Raw genomic sequence first — 22,473 nt, 5'->3', positions numbered from 1 at the left:
ATGGAGAGATTTGTATGCGTGCGACGAAGTGCGTCAACGCGATTTGCCGTGTTTCACAAAGGTTTAACAAAGCTGTTGCCAATAAAAAACAGATATAACGATAGTTTTGATTATGTTGTGAAATGTTGCGTATGTTTCACGGAATTACATGATTTATGAAATGTCGTAATTATATTTGATTTATGACGAAAAAATCCCCGCATATTTTCATATTCGGGGTAATGGATCTGATTTTTATTGTGATCAGTTGGCAGCGTTTCCAGCCGTGACGGGGTGGACGAAGATATAGCCTTCGTTGCGCACGGTGCGGATCGTCTGCCCCTTGAGCCCGCCGGCCGACAATTTGCGGCGCAGACGGCACAGCTGGACATCGATGGCGCGGTCATAATGGTCGCTCGACGCGCCATAGACCTGATCGAGCAGATGGTGGCGGTTGAGCACCTGGCGCGCATTGGCCACGAAGACGCGCAGCAACTGATATTCGCCCTCCGACAGCGAGATGGTGCCGCCGCTCGGATCGAACAACTGGCGGGTGGTGAGGTCGAAGCGCCAGCCCTGGAAGGCGACCCAGCTATTGTCGCGCGGGGCCGTAGCCATGGTGCCGGCATCGGCCTGGCGGCGACGGGCGCGCAGGGCCGCATTGGCGCGGGCGAGCAGTTCGCGGGCGTTGCAGGGCTTGGTCAGATAATCTTCCGCGCCCATTTCCAGGCCCACGATGCGATCGATGTCGCTGCTCGCGCGGCTGTGGATGATGACCGGTATGCGCCGTTCGAACGCGAATTCGCGCAGCAGGCCGGCGGTGTGCTGGCCCGGCATCATCGGTTCGGCGATCAACAGGTCATAATGACCTTCTTCCGAAAGGCGGCGCATGTCGGCGAGATTGGCGGCGGTGTCGACGTCGAAGCCATAGCGGCCGAAATAGTCCGACAGCGACGTCAGCAGTGCTGCGTCATCGTCGGCAAGGAGGATGTGGCTGTTCTGCATGATCGAGCATAGGACGGCGCCGGTCCGGCCATCCCGTCGCGTGATTTTGCGTCGCGGCATGTCTGTTGTTCCAGTCGGTCGGCAATGGCGGCCTCGCCATGCCGATAATAGTCGTTGAAATGGGCGATCGCGCCCTCGTCCAATATGTCGCGCATGCGCAGCGGGCGGCCGAAGCGGCCCGAGGCATTGGCGCGGCGGAGCAGCTTGCGGCTGAGCCCATACCAGCCGGGCAGATGGAGCAGGCAGTCCTTGTCCGCGACGGCGCGCCGGGTGAAGAGATTGGCGGCGCGAAAGGCCCAGAGCAGCAGCCGGCTGGGGGAGGGGTTGCGTGTGCCCCAGTCCAGCCGGTCGAGCGTGACATCCAGCCCGAAACGGCTAGCATAAGCGGCGGCGAAACCACGCGGATCGGCGCGAAAATCCTCATAGCGGAAGACATGAACATTGTCCGCGCCGAACAGCCGATCATAATGAGCGATCAGCCGGGCATAGTCGAAATGTTCACGGCGGAAGCCGGGCGCCTCGTCCCGCTCCGGCGCCACCGGGCCGAGCCGGTCTCGACCGAACAGATAACGATGGATGCCGAAGGTGCCGCCGCCCTTCACATATTGGAGATAGGCCGACGCGATGGCCGAGCAGGGATCGCGCACGAAGATGACGATCTGCGCGCCGGGCAGCGTATCGCGGATGCGGCCGGCGACATCCTTGGAAAGATTGCCGGCCAGTCCGCCATTATGTAGCCCGCCGCTCAGATTTTCCTCGCACAGGATGATGTCGTCGCGGTCCTGGCCCAGCTTGTAGCGGGCCTGGTCAGGCTCGAAATGCAGCGCGCCGGCCTCCAGGAAGGCGGCCCGTGCCACAGCGCGGGGCAGGTAGCGGCGATTGCGGACGGCAGGGTAGAAAATATCCTGGAACCAGGTGGTTCCGGTCTTGTGATAGCCGATATGGATGATGGGCCCCCTGTAGATGCGCATCCTATCCTCCTTCGGTCAGTGCGGGCGCGCTGCTAGACGGGGCGGGGCTGCGGGCCGACAGTTCGTGCAGCACAAGGTGACAATGCCGTTCCCACGACAGGTTGTTCGCGGCCCAGATCCGCGCCTGATCGCCCAGCCGGCGGCAGAGCGCGGGATCGCGCGCCAGCAGCGCGAGCGCCGCGCGCAATGCGCTGGGTGAATTGCCGTCGACGACCAGGCCGGTGACGCCGTCGCGGACCAGTTCGGCCGGGCCGCCATCCGCGCCGACGATGCAGGCCAGCCCCTGTGCCATGGCATCGGCGACGCTGAGGCCGAAGCCCTCCACTTCGGCGCCATCCTCCAGCGCGATCTGGGGGTGGAGGAAGATGTCGGCATCGCGATATTGCGCGGCCAGTTCCGCGTCGGAGACATAGCCGGCCAGCCGGACATGATCCTCCAGCTGGTGGCGGCGCACGGTTTGCTGGATGCGGATGCCATCCACGCCGCGGCCGACAATGGTGTAGTGGAGTGAGGCCTCCTCGCGCAGGCAGGCGGCTGCGGCGTCGATCGCGGCCGGAATATTCTTGCGCGCGACCAGGCGGCAGACGGTCAGTATCTGGGCCGGCGCGGCGCCATTCTGGAACTCCGTGGTGGGGCGGTCGGCCGGCATGCGCACCCCGTTCCAGGCGACGATGGTGCGCGCGGCGAGATCGGGCAGGCGCTGTACCAGCAGGTCGCGGGTGACGGCGCTGACCGCGACGATGCGCCGGGCGCGGCGCAGCACCAGCCGCAGCAGGGCGAAGGCACCGCCGGCCGGGCGACCGACTTCCCGGCCATGGATCGTCACGATGAGGGGGCGGGGAAAGGCGAGGGCAGGCAGGGCCGCACGCCAGGTGCAGGCATGGATCGCCTGTGGGCGCTCGCCGCGCAGCCAGGCGCCGGCCATGGCGCGGAACAGCCGGCCATAGACCCGCATGCGCGAAGTCGGGCCGACATCGATCAGTTCGACGCCGTCGCTGCTGACCCGGCGTGGACCGGCCGAGGATTTGGCGAACAGGGTGACGCGCCAGCCCAGCGCAGCATAGGCGCGGGCGGTTTCGGTCACATAGGTCTGGACCCCGCCTTCATCAGGCGCATGGACGCGGGCGACCAGCCAGAGGCGGTGATCGGCATCAGCCATGGCGCAGCGCCTCCTGCAGCTTATAGGGTGTCGGAACCGGCCGCGCTGCTGGCGCGCCGCGCGTCAGATAATCCGCGACCGCCCTGGCCGCGCGCGCCGAGGCGGACGCGCCGCCGCTGGTGAAGGTATCGGACAGGCCGCGTCGCTGGGCGGCGTCATACATGCCATGGGCGGCCATGGCGGCGGCGACCTTGTCCGGGATGCGATCGGCGGATTCATGGACCGGGCCATAATGCCAATGGGCATAGTTGGGATCGTCGCGCCACTGCGCGCCATGGCCGTTGAGGAAGAGGCAGGGGCGGGGCTTGGCGATGAATTCGTAGATCTGGCTCGACACGTCGCCGATATAGGCGGCGGCAAGCTGGACATAGCTCATGTCGACGCTCGCCCGACTGCCCAGGTCGACATGGATATGCGGCAGGCCGGCAAATTCGGCCAGCATGCGCTCGGCCGCGGCGCGCTTGCGGCGATTGTCGAACAGGCGGACATGGGGCGCGACGATCAGGTTGAACCGGTCATCGGCCGCGAACTGGCGCAGTACATCCATGCCCATCGCCTGCCAGGAGGAGAGGCGCGGCGAGAAATGCGGGTTGTAGAGGATGATCGGGCGATTGTCGGTGAAGGGGCTGACCGGGCGCTGGCCCTGGGTCAGGTCGAACTTGCCATAGCCGGCAATGGCGTAATGATCCTCGCGGATCAGGCCCTGCGCCAGCATCCGCCGGCGCTGTTTCTCGCCCGCCAGCAGGACGAAGTCGAACAGGGCGATGCGCGGATCATAGCCGACCGCGCGGTCGCCCGCGCCATGACAGGTATGGATGAAGCGGCTGTCCGACAGCCCGAGCCGGCGCAGCAGCAGCGAGGTGCGTTCTGGCACGACGATCGCGTCATAGCGCGCGAGGCGGCTGCGGGCGGCGAGGAGGGTGGCGAGCTTGGGCGGGCTGGCGTGGCCCGACAGATGGGACAGGGTGCGCAGCCAGATATTGTCGAGATGGATGAAGTTCAGCCGACCGCCGCCATGACGGGCTGCCAGATCGCGTGCCAGGGCAATATGATCGGCGCCGGCCGCTATGATATCGACGCGAAAGCGCGGATCATGCGACAATTCCAGTGCCAGCGGCATGGCGTGCAGAAGATGATGGATCTGCGCGTTGAAGAAGAAGCAGATCGACTGCGTCTTCCTGTCTGTCTGGTCGGTCCGGGCCGGGAAATTGATCGGCTGTTGTATCACGCTGCACTCCGGGTCTGACGCTGGTCAGGCGGAGTGTCTGCGTGTGATTTTGCCCGGCGATTTCAGATTGCGGCGATGTCTGTAACATTGTGCGCCGGGTTCGGCATTTCCATGTCAGGCCCGCCCGGCGGCGAACTTCCCTATTTCCGGACGACGGCGGCGTTGAGGAACGGATCATTGCCGATGAACATCGGCGTGCTGTCGAACAGCGAGATGCGCCATTCGCCGTCCGCATCCCGGCGGAATTCCATGCGGCAATCGGCGACGATGGTCGGGCCGACCAGGTTCAGGATCGGCGCCTTACCCTCACCCGAATAATTGACCAGCATGAACTGCGCGCTGCCATGGTCGGCAGCCGGGAATTGAATGCGCATGTTGGTGATGGTGTGCCGCTGAGTGCGGACGCCATCCTTTTGCTGGGTGGCGACGCGCTCGTTGCGGGCGGTGTAGAAGGCGGTGATGGGGCCATGGCCCTGATGCAGCGTGCCGCCGACCAGATAATGGCAATCGTCAGTGCAGAGCGGCGCGACGTTCATGCCGCCGTTGAGGTCGAGATCATAGCCCCAGTCGATCACCAACTGCTCGATCTCCAGCGCGGCAATGGCGGTTTCGGCGGTGAAGCGGGGCATTATCCTCATCCTTTCCTGTGGCATGCTGCTCTTTCCGACAGCTTGTGCGCATGGGGATGGACGCCCGCAAGCATAGAGGGCTCCGCCGTGGCGATGCTTGGCAGTGGCGCGGGGGCGCCGGTCAGGGTTGGGGGGCGACGGCGTCCATGATCGTGAGCTTCTCGCCGGTCGAGGCGCCGACGCTGGAATCGGTGACGAGGATGGTGGTGCCCGGCTTCAACTGGCTGCGGATCTTGTCGTAGAAGCCGCGTGGCAGGCGCACACGGTTCAGCACCGCTTCGTCCACGACATTCTCGACATCATTTTCATGGCCCGGCAGGCCGACATAGAGCCAGTGGGTCTTGCCATCCTTGCCCGTGGTGAGGGTGATGACATGGGAGCCGGGATCGCCATCCTTGATCTCGGCGACGCTGCGGCCGATTTCCGTGCCGTTGCGCAGCACGACGATCCGCTGCTCCTTCTTGGAAACGATGATGGTCAGCGGGCCGCTGGTCGCCAGTTCGGGCTGCCAGCGATATTCCTCATCCTTGAGCGGGCGATATTCGACCTGCTCGCCCTTGTCGTTGATCGGCGACAAGAGGCTTGCCTGGCTGGTGCGCATATGGGTGGCGGCATTGCCCTGAACCACCACGGTCGCGCCCAGGCTGGTGATGGCGAACAGTTCCTGCGAGAATTTATAGGGCAGGTGGATGCAGCCATGGCTTTCGGGATAGCCCGGCAGGCCGCCGGCATGGAGCGCGACCCCGTCCCAGGTCAGGCGCTGCTGATAGGGCATGGGCGCATTATTATAGGTGCTGGACCGATGGTCCTTGTCCTTCTGCAGGATGGTGAAGACGCCGGTGGGCGTTGCATGGCCTTCCTTGCCCGAGGAGATGGTGGACACGGCGATGCGCACGCCGTTGCGATAGACGGTCGCGATCTGGCGCGAGAGATCGACATAGACGAGCAGCGGCCCGGTCGGCGATACCTGCGGCGCCCAGACCCATTGGCCCGGCTTCAGATTGTCGGCACGGCGAGCAAATTCGGGAGGGGATGTGGCGCGATCGCCCTGGGCGAGAGCGGGATAGGGGAGCAGCAGCAAGGCGCAAAGCAGGCGGCCATGGCGAACCATATTGCGGTAGTCGATCGGCACGGCATGTCCCCCTGGTTATCGTTCTGCGGTGATATCCGTGATCCTTGTGCATTTCCATCAGGGGCGACCCTGAGGCGTCATGATGAAGGGGGGGAGGTCCATGAGATAATCGTTCCTGTTGCGCCCGAAACGAACCTGGTGCGTCAGTCCCGCTGATTGACCGGCGCATGGGGTTCTGCGCATCCTTTTCGGCCGCAGCGATGATCGAGGGGAATGCTTTGGACCGTTGGCAAGCCATGAAGATATTCGTCCGCGTGGCGGAAACCGGCGGTTTTGCCGAAGCCGCGCGGCAATTGCATCTGAGCCCGCCGGCGGTCACGCGCGCGATCTCCGCGCTGGAGGAGGAGATCGGCGTGCGCCTGCTCACGCGGACCACGCGATCGGTGAAGCTGACGGAGGCAGGGCGTGGCTACCTCGACGATTGCCGCCGCATCCTGGCCGACATGGCGGATGCGGACGCGGCGGCGGCGGGCGCCCATGGCAATCCCACCGGCACGCTGATCGTCACCGGATCGGTGATCTTCGGCCAGATGTACGTGCTGCCGATCCTGCTCGACTATCTGGATCGCTTTCCGGCGGTGACCGGGCGCAGCCTGTTCGTCGATCGGCTGGTCAATATCGTCGAGGAAGGCATCGATGTCGCCATCCGGATCGGTCATCTGCCGGATTCGGGGCTGAGCGCCATACGGGGCGGGACGGTGCGGCGGGTCATCTGCGGTGCGCCGGCCTATTTCGAGCAGCATGTCATGCCCCGGACCCCGGCCGACCTTGTCCATCATCGCATCATCGGCCCGACCGGGGCCTGGGCCTCCCCCGAATGGCATTTCGGGCCGGAGGGCCGGAGCAGCGTCACGGTCCACCCTCAACTTTTCTGCAACACCAATGAAGCGGCGATCGCCGCCGCCGAGCAGGGCTGGGGGCTGACCCGGGTACTGTCCTATCAGGTCGAGCCGGCATTGGCGGCCGGGCGACTGGTTACGGTGCTGGACGAGCATATGGAAAAGCCGCTGCCGATCCATGTCATCCATGCCGAAGGGCGTCGGGCGGCGGCCAAGGTGCGCAGTTTCGTCGATCTGGCGGTCGATCGGTTGCGGGCCAACCCGCTGTTCCAGCAGGCATGACCATTATTCCATTATAGGGAATAATGACTTCCAGTTTTCCTGAATTATCAGAAATGAGGACAAGGATTATCTCTGTCTCCAGAAGCTGAAGCCCTTGCTCAGCGACCCCAACAGGGTGGAGGACATGATGAAGAAACTGGTCATTTCGATTCTGCTGGCGACCGCCGGCATCGCTGCCTCGGCCGACGCGATCGCTGCGCCCGCCAGTGTCGTCGCCACACAGGCTGCGACCGCCACGGTCCATTATCGCAGCGCCACGATCGATGGCGTCAAGATGTTCTATCGCGAAGCCGGCCCCGCCGATGGCCCGGTGGTATTGCTGCTCCACGGCTTCCCGACATCGTCGCACATGTTCCGCAATCTGATCCCACTGCTTGCCGACCGCCATCATGTGATCGCGCCGGACTATCCGGGCTTTGGCCAGAGCGACGCACCCGACCATCGCCAGTTCACCTATAGCTTTGCCCATTATGCCGACATGGTCGACACGTTGATGGGCAAGATCGGCGCCCGGCGCTACGCCATGTATGTCATGGATTATGGTGCCCCGGTCGGCTACCGCCTCGCCCTCAAGCATCCCGAGCGGGTCAGCGGTCTTATCGTCCAGAATGGCAATGCCTATGAGGAAGGGCTGGGGGCCTTCTGGGATCCAATCAAGACCTATTTGAAGAGCGGATCGGCCAAGGATCGCGAGGCACAGGCCTGGCTCGTCGGTCTCGACGCCACCAAATTCCAATATACCGATGGCGTGCGGGACGTGTCGCGCATCAGCCCCGACAATTGGGTCCAGGACCAGGCCTTGCTCGACCGGCCGGGCAACAAGGATATCCAACTCGACCTGTTCTACGACTATCGCACCAATGTGCCGCTCTACCCGGCGTTTCAGGCCTTCTTCCGCGAACGCAAGCCGCCGACGCTGATCGTCTGGGGCAAGAATGACAAGATCTTTCCCGAACCCGGCGCGCATCCCTACAAGCGTGACCTACCCGACGCGGAGATGCATATTCTCGATACCGGCCATTTCGCCCTGGAAGACAAGCTGGATGAAATGGCGCCGCTGATCCGCGACTTCCTCGATCGCAAGGTCGCGGCGCGCTGAACCCCCGGCGGGGCCATGGTCAGGCATGGCCCCGCAACGGACGGATGATGGGAGATAGACCATGTCCTACGGTTTTCTGGATATCGCGACGACGCCGAGCGTCCGCGCGGCGCAGGCGGAGATGGGCGCGGACGCCCATTGGGCGGCGTTCAGCGGCAATCGCGCCTTTGACCGCTTCACCGACAATGAAGCCCATTTCCTGGCAGCCCGCGACAGTTTCTACATGGCCACCGTGTCGGAGGATGGCTGGCCCTATGTCCAGCATCGCGGCGGCCCGCCCGGCTTCCTCAAGCTGGTCGATGACCGGGCGCTGACCTTTGCCGATTATCGCGGCAACCGCCAATATATCAGCACCGGTAACCTCGCCGCAAACGACCGGGCCTGCCTGATCCTGATGGACTATCCCCGCCGCGCCCGGCTGAAAATCTATGTCCATGTCGAGAAGCTGGCGCTCGATGCCGATCCGGCGCTCACCGACCTTGTCATGGACAAGGATTACAAGGCGCGGGCAGAACGTATCTTCCGGCTGCGGCTGGAGGCGTTCGACTGGAATTGCCCGCAGCATATCACGCCGCGCTTCACCGAGCGCGAGATCGAACAGGCGGTCCGGCCGCTGCATGAGCGGCTGGCGCAACTGGAAGCGGAGAACCGGGCGTTGCAGGATCGCCTGGCCAAGATGGGAGACGCATGATGGACAATGTGAGACCGCCGCTGCCACCCTTCACCCTGGAGAGCGCGACACAGAAGGTGCGCCTGGCCGAGGATGGTTGGAACAGCCGCGATCCGGCCAGGGTGGCCATGGCCTATACGCCGCTCAGCCAGTGGCGGAACCGGGCCGAGTTCGTCAATGGCCGCTCCGCGATCATCGCCTTCCTGACGCGCAAATGGCAGCGCGAACTGGATTATCGGCTGATCAAGGAATTATGGGCCTTTACCGACAACCGCATCGCGGTGCGCTTCGCCTATGAATGGCATGACGACAGCGGCAACTGGTTCCGCTCCTATGGCAACGAGAATTGGGAATTTGACGAGAGCGGCCTGATGCAGCGGCGGTTCGCCTGCATCAATGATGCACCGATCAGCGCGGCCGAGCGGAAATTCCACTGGACGCAGGGGCGCCGGCCTGACGATCATCCGGGGTTGAGCGAGCTAGGGATGTAGGGCGGCTGCCCGCAGAGAAATGCGATCGCCAGTGCGTCGGCATATCGGTTGTTCGTCAGATGTGATCGAAGCTGGTGTCTCCTGCGGGAGGGGGGATTCCGGATAGTCGCCATTTAACAATAAGTTAATCGATTTTTAAAGGAGCGATTTTGGAAAGTTGCGGACCGCCTAAATAGACCGCCGGCTTCTCGACCGATGTGGCGCCCCAGTTTGGCTTTGGCTAAGCTTGGGACCTGTACGAACCCGCTGCGCGGGAGTGACGCCTGGCCCCACGTCGGCCATCGATCTGATGCCGCACCATGATTGAGCCCCGCTAAGGGTAGGCAGACCATCGCAACTCCTTTCAACCAAGGAGTCGAACGATGATCGAGATTATTTCCGACCTTCCAGTCAGTTCGTTGCGTCAGCGCATGATCGACGAGATGAACATGCGCCGGTTCGCGCGTAAGACCCAGATCGACTATGTTCGCCACGTCGAGCGCTTTGCCTATTATCTCGGACGTCCTCCCGACACAGCAACACTGGAGGATCTGCGTCAGTTCCAGATTGATCAGCAGGACGCAGGCGTCGGTCTGCCGACGATGAACAGCATTGTATCAGCGCTGCGCTTCCTATTCACACGCACACTCGATCGGCCCGATCTAGCCCGCAGGCTTTACTTCGTTAAACACCCTCGATCGTTGCCCACGGTCCTTAGTCCCGATGAGGTTGCACGCCTGCTCGGCGCGACCACCTCGCTCAAGCATCAGGCGGCATTATCGGTGGCCTATGGCGCGGGCCTGCGCGTGGCCGAGGTGGCGATGCTCAAGGTGCGCGATATCGACAGCGAGCGTATGCTGCTCCGCGTCGAACGCGGCAAAGGCGGACGATATCGCAACGCGATCCTGCCGGCTGACCTGCTGATCCTGTTGCGCGAGTGGTGGAAGGTCGGGCGGCAGCAGGGCGTCATGCATGCCGATGGCTGGCTGTTCCCCGGACAGCATTATCTCAAGCCGATCAGCACGCGCCATCTCTACCGGATTGTCGCGGAGGCGGCACAGGCTGCCGGGATCGCGAAGAAGGTCGGTCCACACACCCTGCGACACAGCTTTGCTACCCACCTGTTGGAGGATGGCGTGAACATCCGGGTGATCCAGGCATTGCTGGGACACGAGAAGCTGGAGACCACGGCCTTCTACACCAAGGTTGCAACTTGAACTGCGCGGGCGGTCATCAGTCCGCTCGACAAGCTGGCCTTGCTCCCGGCGCCCCAGCCACAGGTGTCGCCAGACGGCTGAGCCGTGCGCGCTGACCACGAGGTCGCCGACATCTTCCGCGCCGCCGGGGCCACCTATCGGACGGCCCATGCCGGACATCTGAGCCTGACACAGCTCAAAGTGATGACGGCGATCGAGAACTGCCGCACCGCTGCCCTGGGCGGTCATGTTGAGGCCTGCGAAGACTGCGGGCATTGGCGGATCGCCTATAACAGCTGCCGCAACCGGCACTGCCCCAAGTGCCAGGGCGCGGCCGCGCGCACCTGGCTGGCGGAACGCGAGGCCGATCTGTTGCCGGTCGGCTACTTCCACGTCGTCTTCACGCTGCCGGCGCAGATCGCGGCGATCGCCTTCCACAATAAGGCACTGCTCTACGACCTGCTGTTCCGTGCCGCTTCCGAGACCATGCTGACGATCGCGGCCGATCCCAGGCATCTCGGCGCGCGCATCGGCATCACTGCTGTGCTTCACACATGGGGGGCGTCGATGACGCATCACCCACATGTGCACATGATCGTGCCGGGTGGGGGCATCGCGCCAGGCGGGGAACGATGGATATCCTCGCGTCCCGCCTTCCTCCTGCCGGTCCGGGTTCTGGGCAAGCTGTTCCGCCGGCTGTTCCTGACCCGGCTGACCCAGTTCTACGATACCGGGAAGCTCGCCTTCTTCGGACCGCTCGCGTCGCTGAGCGAACGCCGGGCGTTCCTGCGTCACCTCGCTCCCGTCCGTAAGAAGCGCTGGGTCGTCTATGCCAAACCGCCGTTCGCAGGACCGGAAGCGGTGCTGGCCTATCTGTCGCGCTATACGCATCGGGTCGCGATATCGAACAGGCGGATCCTTGCCTTCAATGGGTCCGACGTCACCCTGCGCTACAAGGATTACCGCAAGGATGGGGCTGATCGCGAGCGCATCATGACTATCCCCGCTGACGAGTTCATCCGGCGGTTCCTGACCCATGTCCTGCCGCGCGGCTTCCATCGGATCCGGCATTATGGCCTGCTCGCCGGCTCCAGTCGCAAGGCCAGCCTGGCCCTTGCTCGTGATCTGCTTCACGTCGCACCCGAGCCTGAAGAACCCAGCGCCCAAGAGCCGGTGGACCTGCGCCCGCCATGCCCATGCTGCGGCGGCCATATGATCATTATCGAGACCTTCGAGCGCTGGCGGCAACCGCGCGCGCCGCCTGTGCCGGCCCTGCTGATCCGGGAACACGCGTCATGACCCGGCATGGCTCAAGCGTAATCCCTCCTGCAAGACCTGGCTTCGCGGGCTCGGCCCTGTCGCGCCGATCGCCATGTTCACTGGACAACGACGACCGTCTCCCGCTCAACAACGCGCCGCAGACACGTCCAGTCGCCATTATGTTGCGCAGGTGGCGACCAAATATCTGCAACACTTACCACAGCGTATCCGGCGCTTGGTCGTCCCGAAGCTGATATCCCCATAGCGCCTCTCTCGACGATCCGCGGGTCGTACATGTCAGGGTTTACGTACGCCTGCCGGCGCCCGAAACCCTTCGACTTTGGCGAGTGTCGGATTTGCGACGAAGAAGTAGGAAAGCCGACATCCATAGCGCTTGAACACGCGACAAATGCAGTGAGCATGGCGTCTCACGGACGCCTGCCTACTTGGCGTCCACTGCCCCTGCGTGAAACCTTCCGCTTCTATTTGATGAACTGAGAAACTGACCCACTGGAAATCCGAATTGGCTAGAGTTCAAAAGACGGTGCCCGCTCCCGATCACACACCGTTAGCGTCGATGGGGAAGGCGGCGCTCGCCGCCGCCGGTTCGGACCAGATTACGGTGCTTGCCGATCGTGGCCATTACAATAGCGAGCAAGTGCTGGAACACGACGGTGCGGGCATCCTGCTCTGCGTGCCGATGGTCGATACATCCGGCCGTGTCCAATGAGGTCTCTTTACCAGACCGGAACTCATCTACACGATGTCGATGGACAATCTTCCTCACCAAACGGCTGAAAAGCGTCAGAACGGGATGATCTTGAACGTTGCCGCCTGCAACATGAAGCGCATGATCCAGATATGCGGTGTTCAGCCGTGCACCCAGGCAATCTGGGCCCGATCAGTAAAGTCTGCTCCGCTGTCAGCTCGTCCTGACGCTGCGCTTTTTACGCAGTGTCAGGACGGATGCTGCGAAGATGATGCTTATCGCGAGTAAGGGCCTGAAAGAAACTGAGCGGTGTTCGGGTGATGTGTGTCCGAACGTCCGCCGAGAGGCTCATGTCATATACGGAAAGTTAGGTATGCGGCGGCGTAGAACAAGTCGCGCCCCGGCTTGAACTTCTCGGAAACATCGCCGTAGATCGTGTAGAAGCCGAGCGTAGTGAAAGGGTTGAGGGCATAGCGTCCGGCTGCGGTGGCCCGCTTTCCGAAGAAACGGGAATCGGTCTCGTCGGCACGGCGCAGCACTTGCCCACCCAGCGAATAAACCCCGTCGTGGATCGAGGTGCGCCACAGACCTGCCACCGATAGGTCGAGCGTCAGCTTCGCGGTCGGCTGGATTGACAGCTGCGGCTGGATAATCGTCAGGTTATGCGGGCCAAGGTCGCCATTATAGGTGAGCGGCTTGGGGAAGAGCGGCGCATAGGTGCCGATCTTGCCGTCATTGGGGTTCTTGTCGCCCGAGCCGACATCGACGCGCAGGGCCAGCTTGGGCTTCCATCCGCCCTGCCAGCCATAGGCGGCTGTGCCGGTGACATAATAGGCGTCGATGTCGAGATCGCCGAACGAGCCCCATTGGCGGATGCCCTCGACATCGATGCTCCAGGCGTCGCGCTTGCCGGCATAGCGCAGCGACAGGGTGCGGCGCTGGTCGCGGGCGGCGGCTTCGCTGTCGAAGGCGAGGCTGGCGCGGTCGGAGGAGACGAACAGCGCTTCGGCGCGACCGGTGCGGGCGCCGGCGCCGAAGCTGCGGCCGGCATGAAAGCCGGTCAGGTCATAATCATGGTTGGTTTCGTCATCGAAGGTACCGAGCTTTTCCAGCACCGCATGGCCGGTGAGGAAGCCGCCATCCCATGGCCCCTGGGTCGCCATGACGCGCAGCAGGTCGAGCGAGCGGCGAGTATTGGCGCCTTCGCGCATGTCGAACACGGTCTGGTTGCCGATACCGATTTCCTGGCGACCGAGGCGGGCGGTGATGCGACCCTTGCCGACCGGGACATGCGCCTCGACAAAGGCCTGATTGAAATCGAGCCGGCCTTCCTCGATCGGGGCGACGACGGAATCGAGGCCAGTGCTGGTTGCATGTTCGAGATCGACGAAAGCGCGGAACAGACCTTCGACCTGGAGATCGCCCCAGATGCGGCTGCGCTGCTGGAAATTGCCATCATCATCCTGCGGGCCGCGGCCCCAGCGTTCGCCCAATCGCAGTTCGGGGCGCAGCCGCAGTTCGCCGCCTAGCGTGGCATAGGTGTTGCCGACGATCGGCAGATATTTGAGGCGGGTCCACAGGTTCGCGTCGCGCACGTCGCGGAAGCCGGAATAATCCTCGTCATGGTTGATCGGGCGGAAGGCGGGCTTGGGTGCCTTGGGCCGCTCGCCGGTCTGCGATAGGGGCAGTTGGGCCTCGGCCGGCGCCGCATCCTTCTGCGCGACTTCGACAGGAGCGGGCGGCGGGGCGGGGGCGGCTTGTGCTGCGGAGGCGGCCAGGACGGGCGCCAGAAGATCGAACATGCATACTCTCCGGTATATGGGTTTTTCTGGTTATGCGGTGGCCTGGTCGGGCTGTTTTGCGACGAGGCTCTGGAGCAGGTGGACGGCGAGGCCGAAGATCAGGCCCCAGAAGGCGGAGCCAAGCCCGGCCAGCGTCATCCCCGATGCGCTGACAGCGAAAGTGACAAGGGCGGCGTCGCGTCCCCGTTCGGCACGCAGCGCGGTGCTGAGCGAATTGGCGACGACCGGAAACAAAGCGAGGCCCGCCAGCGCGGCGATCAGCGTCTTGGGCAGGGTGGCGAACAGCGCCAGAACGGTGGCGGCAAAGGCGCCGAAGACGAGATAGGTGACACCGCCCGCGATGCCGGCCATGTAGCGGCGGGCGGGATCGGGATGGGCGTCGGGGCCAAGGCAGATGGCGGCGGTGAAGGCGGCGAGATTGAGGCCATGGCAGCCGAAGGGCGCAAGCGCGATCGAGGCGATGGCGCTGGTCGAGACGATCGGCCGGGCGGCGGGCTGGTCGTAACCGGCGGCGCGCAGGATGGCGATGCCGGGCAGGAACTGACCGGTCAGCGCGACCACGGCCAGCGGCACCGCGATGCTGGCGGTCGCGGCCCAGTCGAAGCGCGGCGTCGTCCAGACCGGCATGGTGAGGTGCGGCGTGCCGATCGATCCCGACAGGCCGCCGCTGAGCGCGGTGATGGCGACGCCGGTCACCAGCACCGCGACCACGGCATAGCGCGGCGCCAGCACGCGACCGGCGAAGAAGGCGGCGATCATCGCGATCAGCATCACCGGCGCGGACGGTACGGCGCCAATCATATCGATAACGAAACGAAATAGGATGCCGGCCAGCATCGCGGCGGTGATCGCGGCGGGCAGCCGCTGCATCAATTTGTCGAAGGCACCGGACAGGCCGACCAGCAGCACCGCGAGATTGGCGATGATATAGGCGCCGATCGCGGTCGCGAAATCGGTCTGCGGCAGCATCGTCACCAGCAGCGCCGATCCGGGTGCCGACCAGGCGATGACGATCGGCACGCGCCAGCGCCAGCTGAGCACGATGCCCAACAGGCCGCTGCCGATGGAGATCGCCCAGATCCAGGAGGCGACGAGGGCGGGTTCAAGGCCCTGCGCCGCCTGGAAGATGATCACCAGCGGGCCGGCATAGGATATGGTGGTGGCGATGATCCCGGCGATGATCGCCGGGATCCAGCCTGTCTGGCTTGCAGTCATGATGGTCCGATCACGCCGCCAGGGCGTAGCTTTCCCGGTTGGCCTGCTGGCGACGGCTCAGCATGAAGACCAGGGTGGCCAGCACCGAGACGAGGCCCGGAATGGCGAAGGCGACGAAGTTGAGCGTCATCGGCAGTTGCGCCGCGAGCAGCATACCGCCCAGCATCGGTCCGACGATCGCGCCGACCCGGCCCATGCCCGATGCCCAGCCAAGTCCGGTCGAGCGGACCGACAGGTCGTAGAAATCGGCGACGCTGGCATAGAGCAATATCTGCGTGCCGGTGGTGCCGGCGCCGGCGACGAAGATCAGCAGATAGAGGATCGGCATCGGCCCGTTGAGGCCGAGCAGGCTGATGCAGATCGCGCCGAGCAGGAAATAGGCGATGACCACCTGGGGCAGGCCGAACCGGTCCGCCAGGCGTCCGCCGGCGATCGCGCCGAACATGCCGCCGAAATTGAGTGCCAGCAGGAAGGACAGGCTGGACCCGAGGCTGTATCCGGCGCTGCGCATCAGCTGAGGCAGCCAGGAGCCGAGCGCATAGACCATGAGCAGGCAGCAGAAGAAGCAGAGCCACATCGACAGCGTGCCGAGCGTGCGATTGTGCTGGAAAAGGGCGGCGATGCTGGTCTTGGCGGCAGCGCCCTGCGGCTGGATCAGCGGGCCGTCGAGGCGCTGGCCAGGCGACAGCCGCTGAAGGATGGCGCGGGCCTGTTCCTAGCGCCCCTGGCGGACGAGGAAGCCGGCTGATTCCGGCAGGCCGCGCAGGACGAGCGGCAGGAGGATGAGCGGCACGGCGGCGGCAAAGAACATCGCCTGCCAGCCGAACAGCGGCAGCAGCCAGATGCCCAAGCCCGCCGCCGCCATGCCACCCACGGCATAGCCGCTGAACATCAGCGCGACGAGGGTGCTGCGCATCCGCTTGGGCGCATATTCATTGGTCAGCGCCACCGCATTGGGCATCAGCCCGCCACAGCCAAGGCCGGCGAGAAAGCGCAGCGCGCCGAACATGGTCGGCGTCGTGGCGAAGCCGTTGATGAAGGTGGCGGCGCTGAACAGCGCGAAGCAGATGGTGATGCAGGTCTTGCGGCCGATCCGGTCGCCCAGCGGACCGAAGAACAGCGCGCCCGACATCATGCCGAACAAGGCCCAGCTGGCGAGCGACCCGGCCTGCGGGGCGCTAAGTCCCCATTGGTCCATCAACTGCGGAAGAACGACGCCGTAAATGAAGACGTCATAGCCATCGACTATAAGCAGGATGGCACAAGCAATGATAATCTTGAGATGTAGGTTTCCGAACCTAGCTTCGTCGATGTGACGATTTATATCGATACCCTGCATATCGATTCCTCTCCCTTATTGATGGGTATGATTTCCCGGGAAAGTGAAGGACATGCAGGGCGGCGCCAAATACCAATTAAGTCCCGTTGAAATACGCTACGGGTATGGCGGGCGGTTGGGTGGCTTCAAAGCTCCTCGGTCAGGGCGGCCGGCACCTCATAGCCCCATTGCGCATATTGGCGCGCGATCACCGACGCCATCAGCGCCAGTTCGGGCGAACGGTCGCCGGGGCGGTGGCTCATGATGATGGGGGAGGTGGCCGGTTCGACCAGGTCGCGAAAGGCAACATCGTGGCTGCGGGCGCGATGGACCGATTCGGGGACGATCGCCATCCCCTCCTGCGCCGCGACCAGGCCGATGGCGATCTGCAGTTCGCGCGCTTCATGGACGATGCGCGGTTCGATCGCATGGTCGCGGAACAGGGATATGACCTGGTCGGCATAGCTGGGGCGTGGCGCGCGCGGATAGATGATCTGCGGTTCTTCGGCCAGATCGCGGATCGAGATCTGTCCTTCGCCGCGGGCCAGCGGGTGGTCCATCGGGAAGGCGGCGACCAGCTTCTCGTTGCGCAGGATGATTCGACGGACGGCAGGATCCTCGAACCGGATGCGGCCGAAGCCGACATCAATGCGTCCGTCCTTCAATGCTGCAATCTGTTCCAGCGTGGTGCTTTCCACCATGACCAGCTCGACATTGTCGGCGACCTTGCGAAATTCGCGGATCAGTTCGGGCAGGCGGGCATAGATGGTCGAGGCGACGAAGCCGATCACCAGCCGGCGGCGCTGGCTGGTGGCGGCGGTCTTCACCATCGTCTCGACATCCTCCATCCGCGCCAGCAACTGCAGCGCCTGGGCATGAAGCAGGCGCCCGACATCGGTCAGCCGCAACGGGCGGCTGGCGCGGTCGAGCAGGGGTGCGCCGACATGCGCCTCCAACTGCTGGATCGCACGCGACAAAGGCGGCTGGGCAATATGCAGCCGGTCGGCGGCGCGGTTGAAATTGCCTTCGTCCGCGACGGCGACGAAATAGCGCAAGAGGCGCAGGTCCATCACTGACTTATACCTCCAAAGTATCACCCCTTGACCGCATTGATCTTTGAAACCGGCGCAGCGGAGGCATAGCTATTCGATGAAACGTAAGCATTTGGGAGAGTCGCCGCAATGGCTGGATTGAGCCACGCCGATACCTTCATCGTCGATGTGCCGACGATCCGCCCGCATGTGCTGGCGATGGCGACCATGCACGCCCAATCGATGGTGATTGTCCGCCTGACCGATGCCGATGGTATCGAGGGGATTGGTGAAGGCACGACGATCGGCGGCCTGAGCTATGGCGAGGAAAGCCCCGAAAGCATCAAGTCGGCGATCGACACCTATATCATCCCGGTCCTGGAAACCTGCGACCTGGCGCAGGTCGGCGCCACCATGGCCAAGGTTGCGCGCTGCGTGCGCGGCAATCATTTCGCGAAATGCGCGGTCGAAACGGCGCTGCTCGACATGGCGGGCAAGCGGCTGGGCATCCCCGTGTCCGAACTGATCGGCGGCGGCCGGGTGCGCGACAGCCTGCCCGTCGCCTGGACGCTGGCCAGCGGCGACACCGCCCGCGACATTGCCGAGGGCGAGGAGATGCTCGACCGCCGGCGCCACCGCATCTTCAAGCTGAAGATCGGCAAGCGCGAGGTGCGCGACGACGTCGCCCATGTCGGCGCCATCTGCAAGGCGCTGGGCGACCGCGCCAGCGTGCGCGTCGACGTCAACCAGAACTGGTCGGAGGCGCAGGCCAAGATCGGCATGTCCATGCTGCATGATGTCGGCTGCGACCTCGTTGAACAGCCGATCGCTGGCGACGCGATCGCCGCAATGGCGCGCCTGTCGAAGAACCAGCCGGTGCCGCTGATGGCGGACGAGTCGTTGAATGGCCCGCGTAGTGCAATGCGGATCGCCTCGGCCCATGCTGCCAGCGTCTTCGCGCTCAAGATCGCCCAGTCGGGCGGCCTGTTCGCAGCGGCTGACGTGGCCGCGATCGGCGCAGCGGCCGGCATCGGCCTCTATGGCGGTACGATGCTGGAGGGCGGCGTCGGCACCGTCGCCTCGGCCCATGTCTTCGCCACCCTGTCGGACCTCGCCTGGGGCACCGAACTGTTCGGTCCGCTGCTCCAGACCGAGGACATATTGCGCGATCCGCTTGGCTATGCCGACTTCTCGCTCGCCGTGCCGACCGGGCCGGGCCTGGGCATCGCCTTTGACGAGGACAAGCTCGCCTTCTTCCGGCGCGATCGCACAGCTTCGGTTGTCGGTGGGCCCATCCTTAACGCCGTTACCGCAGGAGCCTGAAACCCATGCTGTTCATGGTCGAAATGGACGTCAACATCCCGCTGGATTTCGATGCGGCGGAAGCCGCCCGGATCAAGGCGGCGGAAAAGGCCTATTTCCAGACGCTGCAGGCGGCCGGCACCTGGCGCCATATCTGGCGCAAGGTCGGCCTCTATTCCAACGTCTCGATCTTCGATGTCGAAAGCAATGCCGCCCTGCACGACACGCTGATGGCGCTGCCGCTGTACCCCTTCATGACGATGAAGATCACGCCGCTCTGCCGCCATCCGTCCTCGATCCATGAGGATGATCGCTGATCGTCCGACACAGACCGCAAAGCTTAGGAGAGAAAAATATGGGTACCAGCTTCGTAGAAACACCGGAAATCCAGAACCTGCTCGACCGTGTCGCGGGCCTGGACTGCGACGGTGGCAACGCCCGCATGAAGGGCATCGTTCGCGACCTGATCCAATCCTGCATGACCGTCATCGCCCGCTATGACGTCAGCGAGGACGAGGTGTGGAACGCCGTCAACTTCCTGCAGGGCGCAGCCGGCGCGGGCGAACTGGGCCTGCTGATGCCGGGCGTCGGCCTGGAGCATTTCATCGATCTCTACATGGATGCCAAGGATGCCGAGGCCGGCAAGTCGGGCGGCACCCCGCGCACGATCGAAGGGCCGCTCTATGTCGAGGGCGCGCCGATCGTCGAGAGCGGCGCCTATCTGACCGACGATGCCGACGATACCGACACGCTCTACATGACCGGCCGCATCATCGGCCCGGATGGCGAGGCGGTGACGGACGGCCTGGTCCATGTCTGGCATGCGGACTCGCACGGCTTCTATTCGCATTTCGACCCGACCCACGCGCAGACGCCGTTCAACAATCGCCGTCGCCTCAAGATCGCGGCCGATGGCACCTATGCCTTCTCGTCGAAGATGCCGAACGGCTATTCGGTGCCGCCGGGCGGCGCGTCCGACACGCTGATGAAGGCGCTCGGCCGGCACGGCAATCGCCCCGCCCATGTGCATTTCTTCATCGAGGCGCCCGGCTATCGCCGCCTGACCACGCAGATCAATTTCGGCGACGATCCGTTCGCTGCCGACGATTTCGCCTTCGGCACCCGCGAAGGGTTGCTGCCGGTGCCCAACCGCCAGGGCGACAGCGCGCATATCGCCTTCGATTTCCATCTGCAGCGCGCGGACGATGAGGGCGACGAGGCCTTTTCGACCCGCAAGCGCCTGGTGGTGGATGCCGACGAACCGGTCACGGAACCGGCCTGAGAGGAGAGAGGATCATGACCAGCCCCATGGCTTTCCTGCGCGACCGTGTTGAAACCGCGGTCGTGGACGATCCGGAAACCGGCATCTTCCGCTGCCGCCGCGACGTCTTCACTGACCCGGAACTGTTCGATCTGGAGATGAAATATATCTTCGAGAACAACTGGGTCTATCTGGCCCATGAGAGCCAGGTCGGGAAGAAGAACGATTATTTCACCACCTGGATCGGCCATACGCCGGTGATCCTGACGCGGGCCAAGGATGGCGGCCTCAATTGCGTGGTCAATGCCTGCGCTCATCGCGGCGCCAAGCTGTGCCGCCGCAAGCGTGGCAACCAGCCGCTGTTCGTGTGCCCATTCCATGGCTGGAGCTTCAAGACCGACGGCAAGCTGCTGCGCGCCAAGGATGCCAGCACCGGCGCCTATCCCGACAGCTTCGATCATGAAGGGTCGCACGATCTGACCAAGGTGCGGGTCGAAAGCTATCGCGGCTTCATCTTCGGGTCGCTCAATCATGATGTCCTGCCGCTGGAGGATCATCTGGGCGAGGCTAAGGTCATCATCGACCAGATGGTCGACCAAGCGCCCGAGGGCCTGGAAGTGCTGACCGGCAATTCCACCTACACCTTCCACGGCAATTGGAAGATGCAGATGGAAAATGGCTGCGACGGCTATCATGTCAGCTCGGTCCATGAAAATTACCAGTCGACCATGGGCCGCCGCGCCGAAGGCGGGACCAAGGCGGTCGACGCCAATGGCTGGTCGAAGGCGCCGGCAAGCGGCGTCTATGGCTTCGAACATGGCCATATCCTGCTCTGGACGCAGGTGCTGAACCCTGAAGTCCGGCCGGTCTGGAACCTCAAGGATCAGCTGGTCGAGCGGCTGGGCGAGGACAAGGCGAAGTTCATTCTGGAGCAGACCCGCAATCTGGCGCTCTATCCCAATGTCTTCCTGATGGACCAGTTTTCGACCCAGATCCGCGTCGTCCGCCCGATCGACGTGCATACGACCGAGGTTACCATCTATTGCTACGCCCCCAAGGGCGAGAGCGCGGAAGACCGGGCGCATCGCATCCGCCAGTACGAAGACTTCTTCAACGTCACCGGCATGGGCACGCCCGACGATCTGGAGGAATTCCGCAGCTGCCAGTCGGCCTATGAGGGCGCGGGCGAATTGTGGAATGACCTCAGTCGTGGCGCGACCCGCTGGATCGCCGGGCCGGACAGCAATGCCACCGCCATGGGCATGAACCCGCTGCTGTCGAGCGAGCGCAGTGAGGATGAAGGGCTGTTCGTGCGCCAGCATGAATTCTGGGCGCAGATCATGCTCGACGGCATGGCCCGCGAAGCCGGCGTGCCGATGATGGAGGCCGCAGAATGACACTGGTTCTCGACACGGAGCGCGCGGCGCTCTCCTATCAGGACATCTGCGCCTTTCTCTATCGCGAGGCACGGCTGCTCGACGATCGCGAACTGGACGCATGGCTCGAATGCTATTCGGAACAGTGCGAATATTGGATGCCGGCCTGGACCGACGATGATGCGCTGACCACCGATCCGCACAGCGAAATTTCGCTCATCTATTATGGCAACCGCAAGGGGCTGGAGGATCGCGTATATCGCTTGAAGACCGAACGGTCGTCGGCGAGCACGCCGGAGGCGCGCACCTCGCACTTCCTGGCGAATATCGAGGTGATCGAGACGCGGAGCGATGCGATCGACCTGCGCTACAACTGGCACACGATGAGCCATCGCTACCAGAAGACGCAGCAGTTTTTCGGAACCAGCTTCGTCACGCTGGACATCAGCGGCGCGGCGCCGAAGATCCTGAAGAAGACGATCGTCCTCAAGGACGACTATATTCATCAGGTCATCGACGTCTATCATATCTGAGGGGCGG

At 63.7% G+C, this 22,473-nt stretch carries 23 protein-coding genes and 1 pseudogene; 13 read left to right on the top strand and 11 right to left on the bottom strand.

All coding sequences use genetic code 11. The annotated features are described in order from the left end of the window. Positions 1 to 243 precede the first annotated feature (243 nt). The 6 genes from AC0KVN_RS05390 to AC0KVN_RS05365 all read right to left on the bottom strand — a co-directional run bounded on the left by AC0KVN_RS05390 (position 244) and on the right by AC0KVN_RS05365 (position 6,082). A complete protein-coding gene (locus AC0KVN_RS05390; RefSeq protein WP_435568696.1) occupies positions 244 to 984 on the bottom strand; it encodes a winged helix-turn-helix domain-containing protein in 741 nt (246 codons plus the stop codon). Then, positions 936 to 1,955, bottom strand: coding sequence for a sulfotransferase (locus AC0KVN_RS05385; protein ID WP_435568697.1), 1,020 nt, complete (start codon positions 1,953 to 1,955; stop codon positions 936 to 938). The genes AC0KVN_RS05390 and AC0KVN_RS05385 overlap by 49 nt, the downstream gene beginning before the upstream one ends. 1 nt (position 1,956) lies before the next feature. After that, positions 1,957 to 3,114, bottom strand: a complete 1,158-nt coding sequence (locus AC0KVN_RS05380) for a glycosyltransferase family 4 protein (RefSeq protein WP_435568698.1) — start codon at positions 3,112 to 3,114, stop codon at positions 1,957 to 1,959. After that, positions 3,107 to 4,342 carry a glycosyl transferase gene (locus AC0KVN_RS05375; protein ID WP_435568699.1) on the bottom strand — a complete coding sequence of 412 codons (1,236 nt, stop codon included), beginning with the start codon at positions 4,340 to 4,342 and terminating at the stop codon, positions 3,107 to 3,109. The genes AC0KVN_RS05380 and AC0KVN_RS05375 overlap by 8 nt, the downstream gene beginning before the upstream one ends. Before the next feature lie 140 nt (positions 4,343 to 4,482). Continuing rightward, a complete protein-coding gene (locus tag AC0KVN_RS05370; RefSeq protein WP_017502601.1) occupies positions 4,483 to 4,971 on the bottom strand; it encodes a nuclear transport factor 2 family protein in 489 nt (162 codons plus the stop codon). Positions 4,972 to 5,092: 121 nt separating this feature from the next. Further along, entirely contained in the window at positions 5,093 to 6,082 is a 990-nt protein-coding gene (locus AC0KVN_RS05365) for a L,D-transpeptidase (RefSeq protein ID WP_037491638.1), read from the bottom strand. 257 nt (positions 6,083 to 6,339) lie between these two features. Here AC0KVN_RS05365 and AC0KVN_RS05360 point away from each other — a divergent pair, with 257 nt between their 5' ends. The 7 genes and pseudogenes from AC0KVN_RS05360 (at position 6,340) to AC0KVN_RS05330 (ending at position 12,649) form a co-directional block, all read left to right on the top strand. Continuing rightward, complete coding sequence (locus AC0KVN_RS05360; RefSeq protein WP_435568700.1) at positions 6,340 to 7,224, top strand: LysR family transcriptional regulator; 885 nt, start codon at positions 6,340 to 6,342, stop codon at positions 7,222 to 7,224. Between the two features lie 124 nt (positions 7,225 to 7,348). After that, the gene (locus tag AC0KVN_RS05355) at positions 7,349 to 8,323 is read left to right on the top strand and encodes an alpha/beta fold hydrolase (RefSeq protein ID WP_435568701.1); all 975 of its coding nucleotides are present in this window, start codon (positions 7,349 to 7,351) and stop codon (positions 8,321 to 8,323) included. A 61-nt stretch (positions 8,324 to 8,384) separates the two neighbouring features. After that, positions 8,385 to 9,014 (top strand): pyridoxamine 5'-phosphate oxidase family protein, encoded by a 630-nt coding sequence (locus AC0KVN_RS05350; protein ID WP_435568702.1) that lies wholly within the window; start codon positions 8,385 to 8,387, stop codon positions 9,012 to 9,014. Then, a complete protein-coding gene (locus AC0KVN_RS05345; RefSeq protein ID WP_435568725.1) occupies positions 9,014 to 9,484 on the top strand; it encodes a nuclear transport factor 2 family protein in 471 nt (156 codons plus the stop codon). The genes AC0KVN_RS05350 and AC0KVN_RS05345 overlap by 1 nt, the downstream gene beginning before the upstream one ends. A 362-nt stretch (positions 9,485 to 9,846) precedes the next feature. Further along, a pseudogene (locus AC0KVN_RS05340) lies at positions 9,847 to 10,761 on the top strand (tyrosine-type recombinase/integrase). 3 nt (positions 10,762 to 10,764) lie between these two features. Continuing rightward, positions 10,765 to 11,958: an IS91 family transposase gene (locus AC0KVN_RS05335; RefSeq protein WP_435568703.1), complete on the top strand. Its 1,194-nt coding sequence runs from the start codon at positions 10,765 to 10,767 to the stop codon at positions 11,956 to 11,958. Positions 11,959 to 12,442: 484 nt separating this feature from the next. Continuing rightward, the gene (locus AC0KVN_RS05330; protein ID WP_138984485.1) at positions 12,443 to 12,649 is read left to right on the top strand and encodes a hypothetical protein; all 207 of its coding nucleotides are present in this window, start codon (positions 12,443 to 12,445) and stop codon (positions 12,647 to 12,649) included. 332 nt (positions 12,650 to 12,981) lie between these two features. On the opposite strand, the gene AC0KVN_RS05325 is transcribed toward AC0KVN_RS05330, so the two are convergent. Genes AC0KVN_RS05325 through AC0KVN_RS05315 form a run of 3 tightly spaced genes read right to left on the bottom strand, consistent with a single transcriptional unit; the run spans position 12,982 to position 16,222 of the window. Next, a complete protein-coding gene (locus AC0KVN_RS05325; RefSeq protein WP_435568704.1) occupies positions 12,982 to 14,430 on the bottom strand; it encodes an alginate export family protein in 1,449 nt (482 codons plus the stop codon). A 30-nt stretch (positions 14,431 to 14,460) separates the two neighbouring features. Then, positions 14,461 to 15,645, bottom strand: coding sequence for a benzoate/H(+) symporter BenE family transporter (locus AC0KVN_RS05320; RefSeq protein WP_435568705.1), 1,185 nt, complete (start codon positions 15,643 to 15,645; stop codon positions 14,461 to 14,463). Between the two features lie 10 nt (positions 15,646 to 15,655). Then, positions 15,656 to 16,222: an MFS transporter gene (locus AC0KVN_RS05315; protein WP_435568706.1), complete on the bottom strand. Its 567-nt coding sequence runs from the start codon at positions 16,220 to 16,222 to the stop codon at positions 15,656 to 15,658. 24 nt (positions 16,223 to 16,246) lie between these two features. Here AC0KVN_RS05315 and AC0KVN_RS05310 point away from each other — a divergent pair, with 24 nt between their 5' ends. Continuing rightward, positions 16,247 to 16,393, top strand: coding sequence for a hypothetical protein (locus tag AC0KVN_RS05310; RefSeq protein ID WP_435568707.1), 147 nt, complete (start codon positions 16,247 to 16,249; stop codon positions 16,391 to 16,393). On the opposite strand, the gene AC0KVN_RS05305 is transcribed toward AC0KVN_RS05310, so the two are convergent. Both AC0KVN_RS05305 and AC0KVN_RS05300 read right to left on the bottom strand, forming a co-directional pair. After that, positions 16,361 to 16,984 (bottom strand): MFS transporter, encoded by a 624-nt coding sequence (locus AC0KVN_RS05305; protein ID WP_435568708.1) that lies wholly within the window; start codon positions 16,982 to 16,984, stop codon positions 16,361 to 16,363. The two genes, AC0KVN_RS05310 and AC0KVN_RS05305, sit on opposite strands and share 33 nt — an antisense overlap. A gap of 125 nt (positions 16,985 to 17,109) precedes the next feature. Beyond that, on the bottom strand, positions 17,110 to 18,033 hold the full coding sequence (locus AC0KVN_RS05300; protein ID WP_435568709.1) for a LysR substrate-binding domain-containing protein: 924 nt from the start codon (positions 18,031 to 18,033) through the stop codon (positions 17,110 to 17,112). A 111-nt stretch (positions 18,034 to 18,144) separates the two neighbouring features. On the opposite strand from AC0KVN_RS05300, the gene AC0KVN_RS05295 reads away from it, so the two are divergent. From AC0KVN_RS05295 to benB, 5 genes are read left to right on the top strand one after another with little or no spacing between them, the layout of a single operon-like run. Beyond that, positions 18,145 to 19,317: a muconate/chloromuconate family cycloisomerase gene (locus tag AC0KVN_RS05295; RefSeq protein ID WP_435568710.1), complete on the top strand. Its 1,173-nt coding sequence runs from the start codon at positions 18,145 to 18,147 to the stop codon at positions 19,315 to 19,317. 5 nt (positions 19,318 to 19,322) lie between these two features. Continuing rightward, the gene (gene catC / locus AC0KVN_RS05290; protein ID WP_037511893.1) at positions 19,323 to 19,613 is read left to right on the top strand and encodes a muconolactone Delta-isomerase; all 291 of its coding nucleotides are present in this window, start codon (positions 19,323 to 19,325) and stop codon (positions 19,611 to 19,613) included. A 38-nt stretch (positions 19,614 to 19,651) separates the two neighbouring features. Continuing rightward, positions 19,652 to 20,578 (top strand): dioxygenase family protein, encoded by a 927-nt coding sequence (locus tag AC0KVN_RS05285; RefSeq protein WP_435568711.1) that lies wholly within the window; start codon positions 19,652 to 19,654, stop codon positions 20,576 to 20,578. A gap of 26 nt (positions 20,579 to 20,604) precedes the next feature. Next, complete coding sequence (locus AC0KVN_RS05280; RefSeq protein ID WP_435568726.1) at positions 20,605 to 21,954, top strand: SRPBCC family protein; 1,350 nt, start codon at positions 20,605 to 20,607, stop codon at positions 21,952 to 21,954. Continuing rightward, a complete protein-coding gene (gene benB / locus AC0KVN_RS05275) occupies positions 21,951 to 22,466 on the top strand; it encodes a benzoate 1,2-dioxygenase small subunit (protein WP_069336840.1) in 516 nt (171 codons plus the stop codon). Before AC0KVN_RS05280 ends, benB begins: the two co-directional genes overlap by 4 nt. The last annotated feature ends 7 nt before the right edge of the window (positions 22,467 to 22,473 follow it).

Source organism: Sphingobium sp. SG1 (genome assembly GCF_057063145.1).
Note: the sequence above shows the minus strand (reverse complement) of the source record. Positions and strands in the feature narration are given on the sequence as shown.

Bases quoted from the DNA above. Each gene is read 5' to 3' on its own strand.
- AC0KVN_RS05295 (WP_435568710.1), top strand. From the start codon at position 18,145: ATGGCTGGATTGAGCCACGCCGATACCTTCATCGTCGATGTGCCGACG.
- AC0KVN_RS05320 (WP_435568705.1), bottom strand. From the start codon at position 15,645: ATGACTGCAAGCCAGACAGGCTGGATCCCGGCGATCATCGCCGGGATC.
- AC0KVN_RS05380 (WP_435568698.1), bottom strand. From the start codon at position 3,114: ATGGCTGATGCCGATCACCGCCTCTGGCTGGTCGCCCGCGTCCATGCG.
- benB (WP_069336840.1), top strand. From the start codon at position 21,951: ATGACACTGGTTCTCGACACGGAGCGCGCGGCGCTCTCCTATCAGGAC.
- AC0KVN_RS05305 (WP_435568708.1), bottom strand. From the start codon at position 16,984: ATGCAGGGTATCGATATAAATCGTCACATCGACGAAGCTAGGTTCGGA.
- AC0KVN_RS05300 (WP_435568709.1), bottom strand. From the start codon at position 18,033: ATGGACCTGCGCCTCTTGCGCTATTTCGTCGCCGTCGCGGACGAAGGC.
- catC (WP_037511893.1), top strand. From the start codon at position 19,323: ATGCTGTTCATGGTCGAAATGGACGTCAACATCCCGCTGGATTTCGAT.
- AC0KVN_RS05385 (WP_435568697.1), bottom strand. From the start codon at position 1,955: ATGCGCATCTACAGGGGGCCCATCATCCATATCGGCTATCACAAGACC.
- AC0KVN_RS05370 (WP_017502601.1), bottom strand. From the start codon at position 4,971: ATGCCCCGCTTCACCGCCGAAACCGCCATTGCCGCGCTGGAGATCGAG.
- AC0KVN_RS05315 (WP_435568706.1), bottom strand. From the start codon at position 16,222: ATGTGGCTCTGCTTCTTCTGCTGCCTGCTCATGGTCTATGCGCTCGGC.
- AC0KVN_RS05350 (WP_435568702.1), top strand. From the start codon at position 8,385: ATGTCCTACGGTTTTCTGGATATCGCGACGACGCCGAGCGTCCGCGCG.
- AC0KVN_RS05285 (WP_435568711.1), top strand. From the start codon at position 19,652: ATGGGTACCAGCTTCGTAGAAACACCGGAAATCCAGAACCTGCTCGAC.
- AC0KVN_RS05345 (WP_435568725.1), top strand. From the start codon at position 9,014: ATGGACAATGTGAGACCGCCGCTGCCACCCTTCACCCTGGAGAGCGCG.
- AC0KVN_RS05325 (WP_435568704.1), bottom strand. From the start codon at position 14,430: ATGTTCGATCTTCTGGCGCCCGTCCTGGCCGCCTCCGCAGCACAAGCC.
- AC0KVN_RS05365 (WP_037491638.1), bottom strand. From the start codon at position 6,082: ATGGTTCGCCATGGCCGCCTGCTTTGCGCCTTGCTGCTGCTCCCCTAT.
- AC0KVN_RS05360 (WP_435568700.1), top strand. From the start codon at position 6,340: ATGAAGATATTCGTCCGCGTGGCGGAAACCGGCGGTTTTGCCGAAGCC.
- AC0KVN_RS05355 (WP_435568701.1), top strand. From the start codon at position 7,349: ATGATGAAGAAACTGGTCATTTCGATTCTGCTGGCGACCGCCGGCATC.
- AC0KVN_RS05390 (WP_435568696.1), bottom strand. From the start codon at position 984: ATGCAGAACAGCCACATCCTCCTTGCCGACGATGACGCAGCACTGCTG.
- AC0KVN_RS05280 (WP_435568726.1), top strand. From the start codon at position 20,605: ATGGCTTTCCTGCGCGACCGTGTTGAAACCGCGGTCGTGGACGATCCG.